The sequence below is a fragment of the Acrocarpospora phusangensis genome (assembly GCF_016862995.1).
In the GTDB taxonomy this organism is placed as follows: Bacteria; Actinomycetota; Actinomycetes; order Streptosporangiales; family Streptosporangiaceae; genus Acrocarpospora; species Acrocarpospora phusangensis.
In genome coordinates this window covers 80,556-96,572 of record NZ_BOOA01000032.1, presented here as the reverse complement: position 1 = coordinate 96,572, position 16,017 = coordinate 80,556, and the positions used below count along the sequence as shown (strand labels likewise).

Annotated in this window: 18 protein-coding genes; 9 read left to right on the top strand and 9 right to left on the bottom strand. The window is 70.3% G+C overall.

What is annotated here, in order from left to right; translation table 11 throughout:
- The 4 genes from Aph01nite_RS20375 to Aph01nite_RS20360 all read right to left on the bottom strand — a co-directional run.
- Positions 1-800: MFS transporter (locus Aph01nite_RS20375; protein WP_239161834.1), on the bottom strand; the 800-nt coding region annotated here is incomplete at its 3' end.
- A gap of 105 nt (positions 801-905) precedes the next feature.
- A complete protein-coding gene (locus Aph01nite_RS20370) occupies positions 906-1,250 on the bottom strand; it encodes an ArsR/SmtB family transcription factor (RefSeq protein ID WP_239161833.1) in 345 nt (114 codons plus the stop codon).
- A gap of 22 nt (positions 1,251-1,272) precedes the next feature.
- Positions 1,273-1,707, bottom strand: coding sequence for an SRPBCC domain-containing protein (locus tag Aph01nite_RS20365; protein WP_204042517.1), 435 nt, complete (start codon positions 1,705-1,707; stop codon positions 1,273-1,275).
- Between the two features lie 81 nt (positions 1,708-1,788).
- Positions 1,789-2,553 carry an ArsR/SmtB family transcription factor gene (locus tag Aph01nite_RS20360; RefSeq protein ID WP_204042516.1) on the bottom strand — a complete coding sequence of 255 codons (765 nt, stop codon included), beginning with the start codon at positions 2,551-2,553 and terminating at the stop codon, positions 1,789-1,791.
- A 110-nt stretch (positions 2,554-2,663) separates the two neighbouring features.
- Here Aph01nite_RS20360 and Aph01nite_RS20355 point away from each other — a divergent pair, with 110 nt between their 5' ends.
- Positions 2,664-3,362: a haloacid dehalogenase type II gene (locus Aph01nite_RS20355; protein WP_204042515.1), complete on the top strand. Its 699-nt coding sequence runs from the start codon at positions 2,664-2,666 to the stop codon at positions 3,360-3,362.
- Between the two features lie 11 nt (positions 3,363-3,373).
- Here the strand turns inward: Aph01nite_RS20355 and Aph01nite_RS20350 are convergent, their stop codons facing one another.
- Positions 3,374-3,598, bottom strand: coding sequence for a hypothetical protein (locus tag Aph01nite_RS20350; protein ID WP_204042514.1), 225 nt, complete (start codon positions 3,596-3,598; stop codon positions 3,374-3,376).
- Between the two features lie 66 nt (positions 3,599-3,664).
- Between Aph01nite_RS20350 and Aph01nite_RS20345 the strand changes: the two genes are divergently transcribed.
- Positions 3,665-4,513, top strand: a complete 849-nt coding sequence (locus tag Aph01nite_RS20345; protein ID WP_239161832.1) for an NAD-dependent protein deacetylase — start codon at positions 3,665-3,667, stop codon at positions 4,511-4,513.
- A 106-nt stretch (positions 4,514-4,619) separates the two neighbouring features.
- Here Aph01nite_RS20345 and Aph01nite_RS20340 read toward each other — a convergent pair whose 3' ends face one another.
- Complete coding sequence (locus tag Aph01nite_RS20340; RefSeq protein ID WP_204042512.1) at positions 4,620-5,519, bottom strand: sulfotransferase family protein; 900 nt, start codon at positions 5,517-5,519, stop codon at positions 4,620-4,622.
- Positions 5,520-5,645: 126 nt separating this feature from the next.
- On the opposite strand from Aph01nite_RS20340, the gene Aph01nite_RS20335 reads away from it, so the two are divergent.
- The 4 genes from Aph01nite_RS20335 (at position 5,646) to Aph01nite_RS20320 (ending at position 9,290) form a co-directional block, all read left to right on the top strand.
- Positions 5,646-6,860 carry an AMP-binding protein gene (locus Aph01nite_RS20335; protein ID WP_204042511.1) on the top strand — a complete coding sequence of 405 codons (1,215 nt, stop codon included), beginning with the start codon at positions 5,646-5,648 and terminating at the stop codon, positions 6,858-6,860.
- Positions 6,861-6,907: 47 nt separating this feature from the next.
- Positions 6,908-7,681 (top strand): SDR family oxidoreductase, encoded by a 774-nt coding sequence (locus Aph01nite_RS20330; RefSeq protein WP_204042510.1) that lies wholly within the window; start codon positions 6,908-6,910, stop codon positions 7,679-7,681.
- A 62-nt stretch (positions 7,682-7,743) separates the two neighbouring features.
- On the top strand, positions 7,744-8,088 hold the full coding sequence (locus Aph01nite_RS20325) for a YciI family protein (RefSeq protein WP_204042509.1): 345 nt from the start codon (positions 7,744-7,746) through the stop codon (positions 8,086-8,088).
- The gene (locus tag Aph01nite_RS20320) at positions 8,088-9,290 is read left to right on the top strand and encodes an RNA polymerase sigma factor (protein WP_204042508.1); all 1,203 of its coding nucleotides are present in this window, start codon (positions 8,088-8,090) and stop codon (positions 9,288-9,290) included. Before Aph01nite_RS20325 ends, Aph01nite_RS20320 begins: the two co-directional genes overlap by 1 nt.
- A 4-nt stretch (positions 9,291-9,294) precedes the next feature.
- Here the strand turns inward: Aph01nite_RS20320 and Aph01nite_RS20315 are convergent, their stop codons facing one another.
- The gene (locus Aph01nite_RS20315; protein WP_239161831.1) at positions 9,295-10,512 is read right to left on the bottom strand and encodes a benzoate/H(+) symporter BenE family transporter; all 1,218 of its coding nucleotides are present in this window, start codon (positions 10,510-10,512) and stop codon (positions 9,295-9,297) included.
- Between the two features lie 96 nt (positions 10,513-10,608).
- Here Aph01nite_RS20315 and Aph01nite_RS20310 point away from each other — a divergent pair, with 96 nt between their 5' ends.
- Entirely contained in the window at positions 10,609-11,154 is a 546-nt protein-coding gene (locus Aph01nite_RS20310) for a helix-turn-helix domain-containing protein (RefSeq protein ID WP_204042506.1), read from the top strand.
- Between the two features lie 3 nt (positions 11,155-11,157).
- Here Aph01nite_RS20310 and Aph01nite_RS20305 read toward each other — a convergent pair whose 3' ends face one another.
- Entirely contained in the window at positions 11,158-11,637 is a 480-nt protein-coding gene (locus Aph01nite_RS20305) for a MarR family winged helix-turn-helix transcriptional regulator (RefSeq protein WP_204042505.1), read from the bottom strand.
- Positions 11,638-11,728: 91 nt separating this feature from the next.
- Here Aph01nite_RS20305 and Aph01nite_RS20300 point away from each other — a divergent pair, with 91 nt between their 5' ends.
- Positions 11,729-12,301 (top strand): NADPH-dependent FMN reductase, encoded by a 573-nt coding sequence (locus Aph01nite_RS20300; protein WP_204042504.1) that lies wholly within the window; start codon positions 11,729-11,731, stop codon positions 12,299-12,301.
- Between the two features lie 83 nt (positions 12,302-12,384).
- Here the strand turns inward: Aph01nite_RS20300 and Aph01nite_RS20295 are convergent, their stop codons facing one another.
- Positions 12,385-14,445, bottom strand: coding sequence for a hypothetical protein (locus tag Aph01nite_RS20295; RefSeq protein ID WP_204042503.1), 2,061 nt, complete (start codon positions 14,443-14,445; stop codon positions 12,385-12,387).
- A gap of 1,174 nt (positions 14,446-15,619) precedes the next feature.
- Between Aph01nite_RS20295 and Aph01nite_RS20290 the strand changes: the two genes are divergently transcribed.
- Positions 15,620-15,946, top strand: coding sequence for a hypothetical protein (locus Aph01nite_RS20290; RefSeq protein ID WP_204042502.1), 327 nt, complete (start codon positions 15,620-15,622; stop codon positions 15,944-15,946).
- Positions 15,947-16,017 lie beyond the last annotated feature (71 nt).

Below are 16,017 nucleotides of genomic sequence, written 5' to 3'. Positions count from 1 at the left end.
ACGAATCCCGCGTAGTTGCCCCATTTCACCGACGGCCGCCCGAGGATGCGCACCGGGGCGAGCGGCGCTGGTGAACGCAGCTCGACCAGCCAGAACACGGCCAGCAGCAGCACGCCGGCCACGGCCGCGAGCAGGTGCCTCTCGATGACCGCGTAGATCACGGCCAGCAGGCCGCCGGTCACGGTCACGGCTCCGGGCAGGTCCAGCCTGACCCGTCCCGGCGAGCTGCTCTCGCGGATCAGGAAGGGCGTGAGCAGCAGGATGGCCACCGCGACCGGGACGTTGATGAAGAACGCGGCCCGCCAGCTCAGCAGGCTGACGAGGGTACCCCCGGCCAGCGCGCCGACGGTGAAGCCGCCGGAGAGCAGCGCTCCGTTGAGCCCGAGCACGCGGTCGCGCAGCGCGCCCTCCGCGAACGTGGTGGTGAGCAGGGACAACGCCGCCGGAATGGCCATCGCGGTGGCGAAGCCCTGCAGCACCCGCGCGGTCAGGAGCATCTCGGCGCTCGCCGCGAACCCGCCGAGCAGCGACGCCCCGGTGAGCACCACCATGCCGGACAGGAACAGCCGGCGGCGGCCGAACAGGTCGGCCAGCCGGCCGAAGAGGAGGGTGAAGCCGGCGGCGGGCAGCGCGTACGCGGAGGCGATCCACGGGAGTCCGGCCGGGCCCAGGCCGACGCCCGCGCCGACCTCCGGCAGGGCGACGTTGAGGATCGAGAAATCGACGGAGAGCATGAAACCCGCACCGAGCAGGACAAGCAGGATTAAGCGCTGCCTGCCGCTGAGACGTGGAGCAGTCACGTGATGGTCCCTTCAGCAACCAAGAATTGACGACGCGTGGCGAAACCGCTCCGGTCCGTGACCAATGGCCCCCGCGCACGGGTCACGGACCTGATCGTGGAGCGGTCAGCGGGGATCCTCCACCGCTTCGGCGACACGCTTGATGTACGCCAGCCGCCGGTCCCAGTCGGCCGCGAGCGCGGCCATCCACCGCGCCGTCGCGTCCAGCGCCGCGGGCCGTACGGCGTACCGCACCTCGCGGCCGACCCGGCTACCGGAGACCAGCCCGGCGGCGTCCAGGACGGCCAGATGCTTGACCACCGCCTGGCGTGAGACCGGCAGTCGTTCGGCGAGCGTCGTCGCCGTGGCCTCGCCGTGCGCGGCGAGAAGGTCGAGCAGCTGACGTCGCGTCGGGTCGGCCAGCGCGGCCAGGACGCTGTCCACCAGGTCGGCGCTACGTTCCTCTGTCACGGTTCCTCTGTCACGCTGCCGGCTACTCGGCGCGGGACTTGAGCGCGTCGAGTTCCTGGCCCCAGCCGCTGGTGTTGTCGCGCAGGGCTCGGCCGCGCAGGTCCTCGGATCCGTTCAGCGCCGCGAAGCCGCTCTCGACGACGCGGAGCCGCGTCCTGTCGCCTTCGGGGGTCAGGGTGAACTCCACGAGCGTGCTGTTGTCCTCGCGCGGGTCCTCGCCGGGGAACGCGCTGGCCCAGCGGTAGGCCACGTACGTCGGCGGGTCGACCTTCTCCACGCGCACGGGAAACTCACCGTACTCGGGGTTCTTCGCCACCATCGACTCGCCTTCTCTGGCCACGGTCCCGGGCAGGCTCGCCTTGTCGGCCACCCAGAACCCGGGCTGGGTCACCAGGGACCAGACCCGCTCCAGGGAGGCCTCGATCAGGGTTTCGCGTTCAATGCGATCGTCGGTCATGAGCGTACTCCTTCGTCACCGTGTTCGGATGCAACTCCAGAGTTGCACATCCGGCGATTCGGGCGCAACCCATGGGTTGCACTAACGCGCGAGGACGATGCCGAAGGTGTCGCGCAGCCCTTCGCACCCGAGGTCGGTGACGTGGACGACGCGGGCGACCTCGGCCCGGCGGATCCACCCGGTCTCGGTGAGCCGGTCGAGCAGGCCCCGGCCGAGGGCTCCGGCCAGGTGGTGGCGCTGTTCGCTCCAGTCCACGCAGTAGCGGACGACCGTACGTCGCGGCGGAATACGCACGCCGAAGCCCGCGAGGAAGCCCTGCCCGGCTTCGGTGAGCACGTAGCCGGCGTCGTGGCCGTACCCGTTGGGCCGATCCTGCTGCGCGAGCGACGGATCGTAGGCGCCGTCCCCGCCCGTCAGATGGCCCTGCTCGATCATCGTGGCCATGATCTCCACACCCAGCCGCCCCGCGAGATGGTCGTAACAGGTACGGGCCTCGCGCAGCGCCTTCGCCCGGGTGCTCTGCCGCAGCGAGCGAATCGGCACTTCGGGCGCCAACTGCTGCAACGCCTCGATCAGCCGGGCGACCTCGGGCCCCGCCAGCCGGTAGTACCGATGCCGTCCATGCGCCTGTACGGCGAGCAGCCCGCCCTCGGTCAGCTTGCCCAGGTGGCTGCTCGCGGTGGCGGGGCTGACCCCGGCCTCGGCTGCCAGCCGGCTGGCCGGCAGGGCGCGGCCGTCGTTGAGGGCGAGCAGGATCCGGCACCGGGCCGGGTCGGCGACCAGCGCGCCGATCGCGGCGATGTCGGCGTCGCCTCTGAGCACGGAAACGGTCGATTGCTGTCCCATGCGCCCAGGCTAGGACGGTAATGATTCCACCACCGTCGAAACGTTCGCCCGCTAACGCCGGAAGTGTCGGGTTCTTGGCGGGGGGTAGGGACGCCTGGGGGATGACAACGATGAACCAGCGGATGCGCGGCGAGCCTTCGGTGCTCGTCTTCGACGTCAACGAGACCCTGCTCGACCTGGAGTCGATCGGCCCGCTCTTCGAGAAGCTCTTCGGTGACCGGCGGGTCGTGCGGGAGTGGTTCGGCCAGCTGATCACGTACTCGATGACGCTCACCCTGGCCGGGCGCTGGGAGAGTTTCTTCACCCTCGGTCAGGGCGCGCTCACGATGGTCGGCGACATCCACGGCGTGGAGGTCACCGACGCCGACGTCGAGGAGATCCGGCACGCAATGCTGACCATGCCCGCCCATCCGGACGTGAAGCCGGGCCTGACCCTCCTCAAGGACGCGGGCTTCCGCCTGGTCACTTTGACCAACTCCCCCGCCAACCCCGGCGGCCCGAGCCCCCTGGAGTACGCCGGCCTCGCACCTTTCTTCGAACAGCAGTTCACTGTCGAGACGGTACGCGCCTACAAGCCGGCCCCACAGCCCTACCACATGGTCGCCCAGGACCTGGGCGTCCCGCCCTCCTCCTGCTTCATGATCGCCTGCCACGTCTGGGACACCATGGGCGCCCAGAGCGCCGGCTACCACGCCGCCCTGATCACCCGCCCCGGCAACGCCCCGCTCCCCCTCCCCTCATCGCCACAACCCGACATCACCGCACCGGACCTCCCAACCCTGGCCGACCAGCTGATCCAACGCGGCTGAACCCCTGACAGCTATCGCGGTTCCGGAACGAGGAGCGCGCTCCGGCGTCCCGCCGCCCAGATGGCCAGGGCGAGGCAGCTCAGCGTCATACCGGCGATCGCGATGGCGCCCCATCCAGGAGTGAGGATCTGCCCGGCGACGGTCGTCAGCCCCAGCGCGATGATCGCGAGAAGGAGCACGCCGATTGACGGCGCCAGCGCGCAGAGGATGAGCGCGGCCGCGGCGCAGAGCATCATTGAGGGTGATTGCCGGGAATTGCATGCTATGCCTGACCTATTCCGGCCATGGGGCACGATATAGGGGTGAGAAGCGCGGGGCCGGGCTCGGTCGGGGAGCTGGCGGAGCTGGTGGCCGCAGGTGGTGTGGTCGTGCTGAGCGGGGCGGGGCTGTCCACGGAGTCCGGCATTCCCGACTATCGGGGGCCGACCGGGCGGGGGCGTCGCGCTGAGCCGATGACGTATCAGAAGTTCGCCGGGAGTGCGGAGGCGCGGCGGCGGTACTGGGCGCGCAGTCATGTCGGGTGGCGGCAGATGCGCAGGGCCGTACCCAACGCGGGGCACCGCGCGGTGGCCGACCTGGAGCGGTATGGCCTGGTCGAGGCGGTCATCACCCAGAACGTGGACGGACTGCACCAGGCGGCCGGGGCCCGGCGGGTGACCGAGTTGCACGGCGGGCTGGATCGGGTCGTGTGCCTGGGGTGCCGGGAGCGGAGCCCTCGCGCCGACCTCGACCGGCGGCTGCGCGAGGCCAACCCACGCTGGGACGTCACCGCCCACCAGTTCAACCCCGATGGCGACGCGGTCCTGCCCGACGAGCTCGTCGCGGCCTTCCGGGTCGTGGACTGCCTGGCCTGCGACGGTCTGCTCAAGCCGGATGTGGTGTTCTTCGGGGAGAACGTGCCCCGCCCGCGGGTCGATCTGTGTTTCGCCCAGGTCGCCGGGGCTCGCGCGCTGCTCGTCCTGGGTTCCTCGCTCGCGGTCCGCTCCGGGTACCGGTTCGTGGCGCGGGCCGCCGAGCTCGGCATCCCGATCGCCATCGTCAACCAGGAGCCGACGGCCGGCGACGACGTCGCCCTGATCCGGCTGGACGCTCCCCTCGGGCCGACGCTCACGGACCTCGTCAGCGCGATGCCTGTGGGTCAGCGCACGTGAAGGCGTATCGCGCAACCCGCTGACGCTTCTCGGGAACGGCATGTCGCCCCGGCCCCGTGACTGCTGGGACGCGAGAGGCGTCCACGACGAGAGCGCCCAGCAGGTGTCAGTCTGGGACAGACGCGGTCGGATAGCCGCAAGCGGCGAGGAGTGACTGGATTTCGGGCGGGTCGAGCAGCTGACGCATCGAGGCGGGCAGCGCGTCCCACATGTGCAGGTCGCGAGGCAGGCGGGCGTATTCCCCGCCGGCGCGTACCCGTTTGGCGAACACCCCTGGATCGAAGGCCGCCACGTCCAGGCCGGTGTGCCGGGCGATGAGGTCGGCCGCGTTGGTGGGGTCCGCGACGACGTCCTCGTACCGCAGGCGGAGCACCGGCGGCCCGGCCTCCGGCGGTGCCACGAAGTCCGCCGCCAGGCGCTGCCAGCTCACCACCGCCTGCTCGGTCAGGGCGCGGGTCCAGCGGCCCTCGGTGATGCGCTCCCATTCGTCCAGGCTGCGCAGTACGTCGCGGGGGTTGCGGATGATCAGGATGACGGCCAGATCGGGGTAGATCACGTGGAGGCGCCGGGCGTCGGTGAGGGTGAGGGACACCTCCTTGAGTCCCCAGATCGGCCGGTCCAGGCGGGCGGCCGGCTCGGCGTACAGAGTGTCGACGAAGAGGCGGAGCGCGCGCAGGGTCAGCTCGTTGTCGGGGGTGAGGTTGGCCATCCAGCCCTGGTAGGAGCTCTGCGAGAACTCGGCGCGGCCCTGCACGCCCAGTTCGTCCGACCAGGACAGCATGCCGTCGACGGCTTCGAGGATTCTGCCGAGCTGGCCGCCGTGCTCGCCCCAGACCATGACGCCCGGATGGGAGGTCAGCAGGCGCTGAATGAGAGTGCTGCCGCAGCGCTGTCCGGCGCCGAGGATGAGCAGCGGGGTGTGCGGTTCGGTCATGGGCCAGTCCAGGGCGTCGGCGCGTCGGAGGTCAGGTCTGAGCGCGGTCACCCCGATGGAACGGCGTGTCACGCCGTAAGGGGGTGAGACGGCCTCTGATCACGAGATTAACGAAAGAAGGACATTTGAGGAGCCTCTTGCATGAATCCGTGATCTCGATGGAGGTTGACCGCGTGGCCGGAGGAAGGGTGGGCGGCGATGCCTGAAACTTTCTTGCTGGATGTGCTGCTGGGCGCGGCCGAGGAGGCGCCGGAGCAGGTCATCGTACATGTGCGCGGGGACGGGAGCGAGCGGGCCGTCACCTACCGTGAGCTACGGGACGAGTCGCTGCGAGTCGCGGGTGGGCTTCTCGACACCGGACTGGAACCCGGAAGCGCGGTACTCCTTCTCGCCGACCGAAGCGACGACTTCCAGCCCCTGTTCTGGGGCATCATCGCCGCCGGCCTGGTGCCTGTGCCGCTGGCCCCCGACCCGCGCCGCATCCTGCCGGTGTGGGAGTTCCTCGGCCGCCCTCCGGTCGCCGTGGATGCCGGTACGGCACCGCTGCTGGACGACATGCGCGTCCTCCCGCTGGACATGTTGCTTAAGGCGACCGCTCCGGAGTCCTTACCCGTATCGGGCGAGGTGGCGTTTCTGCAGTTCTCCTCGGGGAGCACCGGGGAGCCCAAAGGGGTCGAACTAACGCATTCCGCTGTGCTGGCCAATCTGGAGCAGATCCGGGTCGCGACCGGGGTCACGGCGGATGACGTGGTGGCGAGCTGGATGCCGTACTTCCATGACATGGGGTTGATCGGCACCCACCTGGCGGCGCTCTCGGCGCGGATCAAGCAGGTGAAGCTGGGGCCGCTGTCGTTCGCGAAGCGGCCGGCGCTCTGGCTGGAGGCGGCGGCGCGGCATCGGGCGACAGTGCTCCCGGCGGCGAACTTCGCGCTCGCGCTGGTGACCCGCCGTGTCACGAGTGACGCTCTCGCCCGAATCAATCTATCCGCGGTACGGATGATCATGGTGGGCGCGGAGCCGATCTCCCCGGCGGTGTGGCGTGCCTTCGCCCAGGCGATGCGGCCCACCGGACTCGCCCCGGAGGCACTCCTCCCCGTGTACGGCCTCGCCGAGGCGACGCTGGCCGTGACCTTTCCGCCGTTGGGCGAGGTGGCGGAACCACTCGTGCTGGACCGGGACCTCTCCGGCCTGGAGCCCCAGCCGCTGGAGTTCCACTATTTCAGCCAGTGCATGAGCCTGGGCCGCCACAACGGGCTGCTCCAGTTCGTCGGCAAGGACGACTCCCCGCGCGACCGCATCGTCACCGGCCGCCCCGCCGCGCTGATCAAGGAGCAGATCGTCCGCACCACGGTACGCACCCTCGCGATGACCGCCCGCCACCCGCGCGCGGCCCGGCTCATCCCCGGTGTGTGAACAAAACGGTTGCCCGCGACGGCGTGCAACCCGAATGATCTGCTTCTGTGACTGCCCCTGGTGAGAACGTCTCCCGCCCGCTGGCCCTGGTGACCGGCGTCGGCCGCACCGTCGGCATCGGCGCCGGCGTCGCCCGCCGGCTCGCCTCGTCGGGCTGGAACCTCGCCTTCACCCACTGGACCCCCTACGACCTGCGCATGCCGTGGGGAGTCGAGCACGGCGCGACCGGCGCCATCACCGAGGACCTCGCGGAGAGGGGTGCCGCCACCGCCGCCGTCGAAGCGGACCTCGCCGACCCGGCGACTCCCGCGCTCATCTTCGATGAGGTGGAGCGCCGCCTCGGCGGGGTCACCGCCCTGGTGATGTGTCACTGCGAATCGGTCGACTCCGGGCTTCTCGACACCACCGTCGACAGCTTCGACCGCCACTTCGCCGTCAACGCCCGCGCCACCTGGCTGCTGATCCGCGAGTACGGCCGGCGCTTCGCCGGCGCCAGAGGAACCGGGCGGATCATCAGCCTGACCAGCGACCACACCGTCGGCAACCTCCCGTACGGCGCGAGCAAGGCCGCCCTGGACCGGATCACCCTGGCCGCCGCCCACGAACTCGCCCACCTCGGCGTCTCCGCCAACGTCATCAATCCCGGCCCGGTCGACACCGGATGGATGTCCGGCGAGATCCGGAACCAGGTGCTCCGGGCGACGCCGCTCGGCCGCCTCGGCACGCCGCAGGACACCGCGCACCTCGTCGACTTCCTCTGCTCGCCGGAAGGCCAGTGGATCAACGGCCAGTTGCTGATGAGCAACGGCGGCATCGCCTGAGTGTCGATCCGGGAGGATCCCGTTCGTGTAGGGGGTGAGAACCTGAACGAGGAGGATTCGACATGAAGCAGTACCTGCTCAGCGTCTACCAGCCCGACGGCGACCCGCCCGCCGAGATCGACATGGGCGCGATCATGCGTGATGTGCGGGCGTGGGACCAGGAGCTGCGGGACGCGGGGGCGTGGGTCTTCACGGCGGGCCTGCACCCGGCGAGCACCGCCACCGTGGTCCGCGCGAAGGACGGCGACCCGCTCTACACCGACGGTCCGTACGTGGAGGGCAAGGAACATCTCGGCGGATTCACCGTGATCCGAGCCGAGCATCTGGACGCGGCACTCGAATGGGCCGCCAAGCTCGGCCGGGCCACCATGCTGCCGATCGAGGTGCGTCCCGTCCACGAGGGCTGATGCACCCCATCGAACAGACCTTCAGGGCCGAGTACGGCCGTGCGGTGGCCGTCCTGACCCGCGTCTTCGGCGATCTCGACATCGCCGAGGAAGCCGTCCAGGACGCCTTCGCCACGGCCGTACGGCTCTGGCCAGAAACCGGCACACCGCCCAGCCCGGCCGGATGGATCATCGTCACCGCGCGGAACCGGGCGGTCGACCGGCTGCGCAGGGAAGCCGCCGGGGACGCCAAACACGCGCAGGCCGCGCTGCTGCACGCCGAGACCGAACCCGTGGAGGAGGGCGCTGTGCGCGACGAACGCCTCCGCCTGATCTTCATCTGCTGCCATCCGGCGCTGGGCACGGCCGCCCAGGTGGCCCTGACGCTGCGGCTGCTGGGCGGGCTCACCACCGCCGAGATCGCGCACGCGTTCCAGGTGCCGGAGCCGACGATGGCGCAGCGGCTGGTCCGGGCGAAGGGCAAGATCCGCGATGCGGGCATTCCGTACCGGGTGCCGCGGGAGGCGGATCTGCCCGATCGGCTGCGGTCGGTCCTGGCGGTGATCTACCTGATCTTCAACGAGGGCTACCTGGCGACCTCCGGCGACCGGCTGGCCCGGGAGGACCTGGGCGCGGAGGCGATCCGGCTGGCGCGGGTGCTGGCCGGGCTGATGCCGGACGAGCCGGAGGCGGTGGGCCTGCTGGCGTTGATGCTGCTCATCGAGGCGAGACGGAACGCGCGGGTCCGCGAGGGCGTGCTCGTACGCCTGGCCGACCAGGACCGCGGCCGGTGGGATCACGACCTGATCGCCGAAGGGCACGCGCTGGTCCGGCAGTGCCTGCGGCGGGGCAGGCCGGGGCCGTACCAGATCCAGGCGGCGATCAACGCGGTGCACACCGACACGGGCGGCACCGACTGGAACCAGGTGCTCCAGCTCTACGACCAGCTGCTGACGGTGGCCCCCTCGCCGGTGGCGGCGCTCAACCGCGCGGTCGCGGTCGCCGAGGTCCACGGCCCGGCGGAGGCCCTCTCCCTCGTCGACGACCTCGACCTCGACCGGTACCACGTGTTCCACGCTGTGCGCGCCGACCTGCTCCGCCGCCTCGGCCGGGACGACGAGGCACGCGCCGCCTACGAATCGGCCCTGGCCAGGACGGAGAACGAGGTCGAGCGCGCCTTCCTGCGCCGCAGCCGAAACGAACTCAACACGGCCGTCGAGTGAGCGATCAGGGCCCTTCCCGCGTGGCCGCGGACGTCAGTTCCCGGCCGGGATCTTCGGCCGGTACGGCCTGCGACGGGGTGCGCCGGTGCAGCAGGAGGGCGGTCAGGGCGCCGGCGACCAGGCCCCAGAAGGCCGCGCCGATGCTCAGGATCGTCATGCCCGACGCGGTGACCACGAAAGTCACGACCGCGGCCTCGCGCCCCTCGGGTTCGGTCACCGCGGCGGCCAGGGACGAGCCGAGGGCCGGCAGCAGCGCCAGGCCGGCGACCGCGATGACCAGCACCGGCGGGGACAGCAGGACCAGGGCCATGGCCAGGCCCGCGCCGAGACCGAGGGCCAGCTGGCCGGCGCCGAGGGCCACGGTGGCGATCCACCGGCGGTCCGGGTCGGGGTGCGTGTCGGGGCCCGCGGTCAGGGCGGCGGTGATGGCGGCCAGGTTGAGGGCGTGCCCGCCGAACGGGGCCGCCGCCGCGCTGGCCAGGCCGGTCGTGACGAGGACCGGGCGCAGGGGCGGGGTGTACCCGTACGTGGCCATGACGGCCATGCCGGGGACGTTCTGCGCGGCCATGGTGACCAGGAAGAGGGGGACGGCGATGCTGACCACCACGGAGAGGTTGAGCGTGGGGGCGGTCAGCTCGAATGCCGGGCGGAGGGCCGCGCCGGAGAGGCCGTTCGCCGGTCCGTGCGCCACGATGCCGATGATCGCCGCCACGAGGGCGCCCGGGACCGCCCACTGGCGGCGGTACCGTACCAGGATCGCCCAGGTGAGGACGACGGGGACGGCCAGCAGGGGGATGTCGACGACGGCGCGGACCGGGGCGGTGCAGAGGCTGAGGATGACGCCCGCCAGCATCGCGCCCGCGATCGGCCGCGGGATCGCGGCGATGGCGCGGGCCGGCCACGGGGACAGACCGGCCAGCAGGATGAGGGCGGCGCACACGAGGAACGCGCCGACCGCGGCGGGGAAGCCGCCGGGCACGGGTCCGGTCGCGGCGAGCAGGGCGGCGCCCGGCGTGGACCAGGCGATGCTGATCGGCATGCGGTGCCGGAGCCCGAGGTAGACCGCTGACACCGCGATCCCGAGGCAGAGGGCGAGCAGCCCGGACGCTGCCTGGCCGGGGCTGGCCCCGACGGCGCGCAGTCCCGCGAGTACGACGGTGAACGAGCTGGCGTAGCCGACGATCGCGCTCACCAGTCCCGCCACGATGGCCTGAAGCCGCACGCGCACCTCCCCACAAATCGTTCCGTATACGGAACGCACGATAAGCCAACAGGACACGCCAGGACAAGCCCGGCCACGGAATGCCACCATGGCCGGGTGGACGGGAGTGAGACGGGTGTCGGAAGCCGACTGCGGCGGCTGCGGGAGTCGCGCGGAATCTCGCTGTCGGCGCTCGCCCGCAGCGCGGGGATCGGCAAGGCCACACTGTCCGGCCTGGAACTCGGCACCCGCAACCCCACGCTGGAGACGCTCTACGCGGTGGCGGGCGCGCTCGGGGTGCCGCTGACCGCGCTCGTCCTGGAGCCCGGCGCCGAACCCGCGGCCGCCGCCGACGTGCGCGGCGCCGCCGTGACGGCCACCCTCCTGGAAGTCTTCGAAGAACCCGGCGCTACATTCGAACTGCTCCGCATGCGGGTACGGCCCGGCGTCGTCCAGCAGTCACCGCCCCACGCCCCGGGCGTCACCGAACACGTGACGGTCTACCAGGGCGTCCTGCGCGCCGGACCGGCCGACGCCCCGCTACTGGCGGGACCGGGCGAGCACATCGCCTGGCAGGCCGACGTCCCCCACGTGTACGGCACGGCCGGCCCCGACGAGGTCGTCGCCACCCTGCTGATCCGCTCCCCCCGCCAGATCGGCTGAACGCTATTCGTGCCCCGGGCACCGGCCCTCGGCGACCGCGACGCACCCGAGCGCACGGCCGAGCTGGGCGACGTCGATGTCCCCGAGGTGGTCGAAGAAGTGCCGGCGCACGCTGGCCAGGTGGCTCGGCCAGGCCTGCCGCAAGCGGGCGAAGCCGGCGTCGGTGAGCACGGCGTTCAGGCCGCGGGCATCCTCGTCACACCGGATCCGCCTGACCAGGCCCTGGCCCTCCAGCCGGGTGACGATCCGGGTCATCCCGCTCAGGGAGAGCTCGCAGGCGATCGCGAGTTCGCCCATGCGCAGCAGCCGGCCCGGCGCCTCGGACAGGTGCATCAGCGTCATGTACTCGATGAGCGGCAACTGCTGCTCGCGCATCAGGTCGGCGTCCAGCATGCGGGGCAGCGCGTAGATCACGCGAGGGAGCGCGCGGGCCAGCGCTTCCTCGTCTGGCGTCAGGGGCGGCAACGGCTGCGCTGCGGTCATACCCCCACCCTACTTGCTTGACGAAGAAACCACCTACTATGTTGCTTGCTTGACGAAGCAATTATCTGTCGCACGAAAGTGGAGCCCTTCGATGACCAAGATCGGGATTATCCTCGGCAGCACCCGTCCCGGGCGTAACGGGGAGGCCGTCGCCCGCTGGGCGTACCAGGTCGCCTCGCAGCGGACCGACGCGGAGTTCGAGCTGGTGGACCTGCTCGACTACAAGCTGCCGCACCTCGACGAGGTGTACCCGCCGTCGATGGGCCAGTACAGCCAGCCGCACACGCTGGAGTGGGCCAACAAGATCGCCTCGTTCGACGGGTTCGTCATGGTGACGCCCGAGTACAACCACTCGACGTCGGGCGCGCTGAAGAACGCCATCGACTTCCTGTACGGCGAGTGGAACAACAAGGCGGTCGGATTCGTGAGCTACGGCGGGGTCGGTGGCGCGCGGGCCGTCGAGCACCTGCGCCTGATCGCCGGCGAACTCCAGATGGCCGACGTACGCAACCAGGTGGCGTTGTCGCTCTTCAACGACTTCGAGAACTTCAGCGTGTTCAAGCCCAACGAGTTCCAGCACCAGGCGCTCGACGCCATGCTGGACCAGGTCGTGGCCTGGAGCACCGCCCTCGCGCCGCTCCGCGCCAAGCTCGCCGCCGCCTGATCTGCTCCCGTCCGTACGCGACGGGGCACTGACCGCCCTCAGCGGTGCCTGCCGACGATCACAGGCATCGCTGAGGGCATCCATCAGGTCTTCTTCTTCGGTCGTCTCCGGGGTTGGGACTTGCTGCCGCGGCCGGGCGGGGTGTGGGTGTCCGGGCTGGAATCCGGGAGTCGCGGGGACACTCCCGGCGACTTCGGCTTGGGCGGGGTTCGCGGGGCGATTGTGGAGGGCGTCCGCGGAATGCCCGTATGGATCGGGTTGGTGGTCGTGGTCGTGGTCGTGGGCGGGTGCGGGCTGGAGGGGCGTTTGACCTTGGTGAAGGGTGTGAGGGTGGGCGCGTCCGTCGGTCGTGGCTCGCCGCGGTCTTCCTCGGGGGCGGGCCGTTCGTCGGCGTCGTCGGCGTCGTCGGCGTCCAGGTAGGCGTCGAACGCGTCGAGGGTCTCCGCGGGCGGCGGGGCCTCCTCGACGGGCGGCTCGGCTTCCTCGTCGTCGGTGTCCACCCACGTCGGGGCCACCGGCAGCGGGGAAGGGGACTCCTGGCTCGACGCGTAGCCGGTGCCGTCGGCGTCGTTCACCGCCGTCGCGCCGAAGAAGGCGCTGGCCAGGGCACCCCATCCAATCCTGTCCGAGTCCAGCGCGTCCCGTACGTCGGGCGGGGGATCTTCGCCGAAGAGGCGCCGCAGGGCCCCGCGGTCGCGGAGGAAGCTCGGGGTCGGCCACGGGTAGGCGTTCATGTGGGTGGCGAGGGTACGCCGGAAGACGCCGGGGTAGACGTCGGTCAGGACGAGCCAGCACTTGAAGCAGCAGAGCCGGCCGACACCCAGTTTGGCGCCCGTCGGATGGGCGAGGGCGACGGCCAGCGCCTGCATCTCCGCGTGCACCTCCATGGGCCTGCCCGACGCACTGGTCGGCAGCGGGCTGTTGTACGCGACCACGCGGATGCGCCCATGCCGTTCCTCCAGCGTCCGCAGGTGGGCGATGGCTTTGCGGACCCTGATGTCGGCGCGCTGGACGGAACGGGCGAGCTGCTGCTTCTGCTTCTTCTGCTTGCTCGTACGGTCACGGGCCTGGATCCGGGCCACCAGGGCGCGTACCTGGTTCTCGGCGTCCTGGCCGACCGCGCGGGACGCGCGCAGCAGGGCTTCCAGATCCTTCCCCATGTCGCCGTCGGGGTGGTTGGCGAAGACGCCGATCTCACGGTCGCTGTGCATGAGCGCGACGCAGACCCGGCTGCCGTTGAACGAGGTGATCACGTCGGCGACGCGGTCGAGCGCGCGTTCCTCCTTCAGTCCGGGAGCCGTGGCCAGGCTCTTCAGCCATTCCTCCCGCGTCTGGTCGGCGAGCAACTGCTCCCTCCTGGACTTCATGCGGCTTTCCAGCCTGGTCACGGCCGCTTTGCGTGCCTGCATGTAGCGGGGGTAGCCGTCTTTGGTCATCGGCGCCAGCTGGGTGGACACCTGGTCCGGGGCGGGCAGCCATTCCAGGGCCCGCAGGAGGTCGAACCTCTCGTCGAAGGCGTCCCGTACCTTCGCGAGCTGCAGCATCGCCCGCAGTTTGTTGTACTCCACGTCCAGGACGCGGCCGTCGCGATTTCTCGTCCAGTGGAGTTCGGCGAGGACGCCGATCGCGTCCGCGTCCTTGAGGTTGAGCGCTTTGGAGATCACCCGCCATGCGGTCGCGGGCTGGTTCAGGTGCGCCGCGAGGGCGGTCGGCTCGCCGGGGACCACCTTGCGGACCTCGGCCAGCCAGAAACGCGCCACCGGTTCGTCGGCGGACGCCGGAGGGCTGAGCGCGCGTAACAACCGCGCGGTGAGCTCTTCGTTGTCGCGGGTGAAGGCCAGAAGATCTTTGAAGTCCCGGAAGGGCATACGCTGGCGGAGCGTTCCAAACTCGCGCGTGATGACCGGCGGCGGCTCAAGCTCGATCACGCTGGTACGAGCAGGCTCCCCGAAGACCGGCCTGTCATCCAGATCGGGGTCCACGTTGATGAGAACCCGCGAAGAAGTCGTCGTCGCGGGTGCCTGGATTCCCGTCTCGAGAACGCCATCATCCGAATCGGAGTCCTCGATGACGATGACTTCGGGCCGCGACTCCCTGACCGGACGATCCGGCTGAGAGTCCGGCACGAAGAAGTTATCGGCCATGTCCTCATCCGGCTCCCGGACGAAACCCCGGCTCAGCGTTCCCCTCCCCCGCTCAGGCTGAGACTCCGGAATGACGATGTCACCCGTGCCGCTGCCCCGTACCGGCGGGGAATCGGGGACAAGGATGTCACCCGAGTCAGGAATCACACCCCGGCTGGCCGCGCCACTCCGCCGCACCGGCGGGGAGTCCGGAACGAAGATGTCACTCGACCCACGGACCATGCGCGGGTCCACCTTCCCGATCCCCCGTATGGGCTGAGAGTCCGGGATGAGGATGTCGCTCGGTCGGGGGAATCGGCTTGACGTTTCGCTCCGCCGCGCCGGCTGGGAGTCGGGGACAAGGATGTCGCCTGAGCCAGGACCCAGACTCCGGCCTGACGTTCCACTTCGCCGTACCGGCTGGGAATCCGGAACGAGGACGTCGCCCGAGCCGGACGCTCCGCTGCGTCGCACCGGCTGCGAGTCCGGGATGAGGATGCCGCCCGACGCCGTGCCGGTCCCCCGTTCTGGACGGGAATCTGAACTCGCCGGCCGGGGCGCTGTTCTGAACAGGGAGCCTGTTGTCAGCGAGGGAGCGAGTCGGAGGCTGGTTGTCAGGGGTGTCCGGTGGCGTTCTTGGGCTTTTGATTTCGCGAGGGTCATCCGCCGGCGTGGTGGCGAAGACGGGAAATCCTCGATCGGGTCGTCTTCCAGGGGCGAGCGTCGTGGCGGAGAGGACGGGAAGTCCTCGATCGGGTCGTCTTCGAGTGCGGAGCGTCTCGGAGAAGAGTCCGGGAAGACCTCGATGGGGTCGTCGGCATCCCCGCGACCGGTGAACTTCTGGGCTTTCCTGGGCTTGGATGGTGATTTATGGCGAGTCGTCCGGGATGAGGACTTGGTTTTTCGTTTCTTCGCCAGAGGTTCCGCTTCGACCCGGACTCCCAGGCCGGACCGCTGCGGCCCCGGCGGCGGATCCTGCTTCGGCGTCGACATCATGTGCCCCCAGTCGCTGACAACGTCACCCCATGGTGATCGACCGGTCACGGCCGCGGACCTACTCCCCCGGTGACAGTTCATTCCCGTGAGCAGATGTGCGAGAGAGACACACGAAAATTCGTAATGCCGGGCGAAATCACCCAGCTAGGTGAATGCTCACCATGTATCCGTCCCGTCCCACCGAAGAGGGGCCCGCTCCATGGTGTGGTTCTCCCGCCGTCCCCCGCTCACCAGCGAGCCCGCGCAGAAGCGACCCCCCGTCATGTACGTGGCCGACGCCGCCCTCGCCATCGTCTCCGCCCTCGTCCTCACCTTCGTGTACGGCGTCAGCGTCCTGGTGTCCACTCCCGCCCAGGAATGCACCGGCGACTGCCAGGACAACGCGTTCATGGTCTGGATGATCGCCACGGCCATCCCCATCGTGCCGGCCATCGTCGCCTGGAAGATCCGCCTGGGCGTCACCCTCGTCGTCAACGCCCTGGGCAGCCTCGCCCTCCTGATCTTCGGCATCAGCTACGTCTACTAGCCAAACCGACCGCCAGGGCAATGCATGACATCCGAGGACGCCGCAGGCCGGTCATCAGGGTGGCGTGGGTG

Bases quoted from the DNA above. Each gene is read 5' to 3' on its own strand.
- Aph01nite_RS20365 (WP_204042517.1), bottom strand. From the start codon at position 1,707: ATGACCGACGATCGCATTGAACGCGAAACCCTGATCGAGGCCTCCCTG.
- Aph01nite_RS20360 (WP_204042516.1), bottom strand. From the start codon at position 2,553: ATGGGACAGCAATCGACCGTTTCCGTGCTCAGAGGCGACGCCGACATC.
- Aph01nite_RS20355 (WP_204042515.1), top strand. From the start codon at position 2,664: ATGAACCAGCGGATGCGCGGCGAGCCTTCGGTGCTCGTCTTCGACGTC.
- Aph01nite_RS20350 (WP_204042514.1), bottom strand. From the start codon at position 3,598: ATGATGCTCTGCGCCGCGGCCGCGCTCATCCTCTGCGCGCTGGCGCCG.
- Aph01nite_RS20335 (WP_204042511.1), top strand. From the start codon at position 5,646: ATGCCTGAAACTTTCTTGCTGGATGTGCTGCTGGGCGCGGCCGAGGAG.
- Aph01nite_RS20325 (WP_204042509.1), top strand. From the start codon at position 7,744: ATGAAGCAGTACCTGCTCAGCGTCTACCAGCCCGACGGCGACCCGCCC.
- Aph01nite_RS20320 (WP_204042508.1), top strand. From the start codon at position 8,088: ATGCACCCCATCGAACAGACCTTCAGGGCCGAGTACGGCCGTGCGGTG.
- Aph01nite_RS20305 (WP_204042505.1), bottom strand. From the start codon at position 11,637: ATGACCGCAGCGCAGCCGTTGCCGCCCCTGACGCCAGACGAGGAAGCG.
- Aph01nite_RS20300 (WP_204042504.1), top strand. From the start codon at position 11,729: ATGACCAAGATCGGGATTATCCTCGGCAGCACCCGTCCCGGGCGTAAC.
- Aph01nite_RS20295 (WP_204042503.1), bottom strand. From the start codon at position 14,445: ATGGCCGATAACTTCTTCGTGCCGGACTCTCAGCCGGATCGTCCGGTC.
- Aph01nite_RS20290 (WP_204042502.1), top strand. From the start codon at position 15,620: ATGGTGTGGTTCTCCCGCCGTCCCCCGCTCACCAGCGAGCCCGCGCAG.